Here is a 2,200-nt window from a genome sequence, read left to right as displayed (position 1 = left end):
CACCCTCGATTGCGATGAGCCACATATCTTTACTCAAGTACTGGGGCTCTTGCGTTGCGCCGTAGAAGGAGGACAACAGGACCGTCTTCCCGCTTCCGCTCTCGCCAAAGACAGCGATCTGTTGTTCAAGCTCGTTGTTTACCTTCACTCTCACAGAGTATCGAAAGGACGCCCCAAGCGTTAGGAGTGGCAGGCACACCTGCTCTGCAACCTACCCTGCAGAAGAGGACATCATGCCTACGTTTTACGATCCCGGTGCCGATGCGGGTGAAGCCTACGAAGCACTGCGCGGGCTGGCCCATGCGAGCCGTCGGTTTGAGCATCCGAAGGACATGTATGGCGTTGTGGGTGATCTGCTTGGCGGGGTGCGAGCGCTGAGACAGGTGCTCGACCAGCTCGCCACTGCTCACGCTTCCAACAGACCTATGGCCTTCGACGACAGCGGCGTCCACTCTGCAGGATCCAAAGACGCACTGGCAGCAGCAGACGAGCTTCACCAGGCCGCAACGTTCATTGACCAGGCTGAAGAGCGACTGAACGCGGCGATGTCAGCAGCTGGCCGAATCTCGTGGCATTCCGAACCTTCCATTAGTCCGATACCAGTTCAACTGGGCCGCCCCCTTCATTCGGTCCGGTCGCTGTGCGAGTCGTCGGTTTCCAATTGAAAGGCAAGCCATGCTTATCGAAGATGTCGAGCGGCTCATCGAGAAGTGCTACGAGATGATCGAAGTGTCACCCGGCATGCGGCAAGACCTCGCCGGAAAGATCCACGCAGACTTCGACCTGCTCATGGCGAACGAGACAAAAGAACTCTCGTGACTCACAAGCGAACGGGAGCGGCTCAATGACGAACGGAAGAAGCTGTTGCAAGCTCACTATGCGGGTGCGGTACCGATCGACCTGTTGAAGCAGGAGCAGGATCGCATCGCGGATCAGATCGGAGACATTCAGCACCGAATCGAAGCGCACCACGATGAATATGCTTCAGCAAGGGCAAACCTCGATGACTCGCTCGGGCTGCTTGCCAACATCGTCAGCGTGTACGAGCGTGCTGATGACGCAAACCGGCGACTGTGCAACCAGGCGTTCTTCCACCGGATCTTCATCGAGGAAGACGGGGATGTCCGCGTCGAGTACGAGCGCCCTTTCGGTTCACTCTGCGATACCGAGGAGCAGATGAACGCTCTGAACTGGTCCGCTGAAGCGAAGAAGAAGGGAGAGGCGCAAACCGGACAAAGAGTGGAGACTCTCGTCGAGGGTTTGAACCTCTCCCATTTGGGGTGAGTAANGGGGCTTGAACCCGCGACCTCCTGGACCACAACCAAGCGCTCTACCAGCTGAGCTATACCCACCATGTCGCCGCACCGTTCGCGCGGCAACCACACGATCTTACATCACGATTCGAGCAGGGGCGAAAACTCGTCGACGATGTTCTTCGAGACCTGCTTGAGTGACTCGGTGTCGGGGCCCGGGGCTGACACGATCATGGCCTGGCGGTAGTACCGCAGCTCACGGATCGACTCGAGGATGTCGGCCGCCGCGCGGTGGCCGCCGTGCTTTTCGGGTGACTGGAAGTAGATGCGCGGGTACCAGCGGCGGGCGAGCTCCTTGAGCGTCGACACGTCGATGTTGCGGTAGTGCAGGTAGTTGTCGAGCTCGGGCATCTGCTTCGCGAGGAACATCCGGTCGGTGCCGATGGTGTTGCCCGCGAGGGGAGCCGTGCGCTCGCCCGGCACGAATTGCTTCACGTAGGCGAGCACCTGCCGCTGCGCCTCCTCGACGGTGACTCCGTTCGGGATCTCGTCGGCGAGGCCCGACGTCTTGTGCATGTTCGTGACGAACTCGCCCATGTTGTCCATCGCCGCTTGCGAGGGCTTGATCACGACGTCGAGGCCCTTGGCGTCGAGCACATTGAGCTCGGAGTCGGTGACGAACACCGCGATTTCGCAGAGCTCGTCGACACCGATGTCGAGCCCCGTCATTTCGCAGTCGATCCACACCATGTGGCCATTCTTGTCACTCGAGGCACTCATGCTGTTCATCGTAGTTCCGTGCGTGCCATCTCCGAGCCGGATGTGCATAACTCGCTAGACTGAACTGGTTGCCTCCGTAGCTCAGCGGATAGAGCAGGAGCCTTCTAATCTCTTGGTCGCAGGTTCGATTCCTGCCGGGGGCGCAACCTGGAGGCGGAGTCCCGCCA

The 2,200-nt window shown here is 59.5% G+C and carries 4 protein-coding genes and 2 tRNA genes; 4 read left to right on the top strand and 2 right to left on the bottom strand.

The genetic code is table 11. The annotated features are described in order from the left end of the window. Nucleotides 1–233: 233 nt before the first annotated feature. The 3 genes from ID132_RS12820 to ID132_RS12810 all read left to right on the top strand — a co-directional run bounded on the left by ID132_RS12820 (nt 234) and on the right by ID132_RS12810 (nt 1,284). Complete coding sequence (locus tag ID132_RS12820; RefSeq protein ID WP_206427739.1) at nt 234–665, top strand: hypothetical protein; 432 nt, start codon at nt 234–236, stop codon at nt 663–665. A 10-nt stretch (nt 666–675) separates the two neighbouring features. Continuing rightward, on the top strand, nt 676–819 hold the full coding sequence (locus ID132_RS12815; protein ID WP_164509826.1) for a hypothetical protein: 144 nt from the start codon (nt 676–678) through the stop codon (nt 817–819). An 84-nt stretch (nt 820–903) separates the two neighbouring features. Beyond that, complete coding sequence (locus ID132_RS12810) at nt 904–1,284, top strand: hypothetical protein (protein WP_211198437.1); 381 nt, start codon at nt 904–906, stop codon at nt 1,282–1,284. Here ID132_RS12810 and ID132_RS12805 read toward each other — a convergent pair. Both ID132_RS12805 and orn read right to left on the bottom strand, forming a co-directional pair. Further along, a tRNA-His gene (locus ID132_RS12805) sits at nt 1,277–1,352 on the bottom strand. The genes ID132_RS12810 and ID132_RS12805 overlap by 8 nt on opposite strands. A gap of 42 nt (nt 1,353–1,394) precedes the next feature. Then, nucleotides 1,395–2,033, bottom strand: coding sequence for an oligoribonuclease (gene orn, locus ID132_RS12800; RefSeq protein ID WP_125107971.1), 639 nt, complete (start codon nt 2,031–2,033; stop codon nt 1,395–1,397). A 70-nt stretch (nt 2,034–2,103) separates the two neighbouring features. Here orn and ID132_RS12795 point away from each other — a divergent pair. After that, nucleotides 2,104–2,176, top strand: a tRNA-Arg gene (locus ID132_RS12795). Nucleotides 2,177–2,200: the final 24 nt, after the last annotated feature.

Origin of the sequence: Gulosibacter sediminis (assembly GCF_014904065.1) — a bacterium.
Taxonomy (GTDB): Bacteria; Actinomycetota; Actinomycetes; order Actinomycetales; family Microbacteriaceae; genus Gulosibacter; species Gulosibacter sediminis.
Note: the sequence above shows the minus strand (reverse complement) of the source record. Positions and strands in the feature narration are given on the sequence as shown.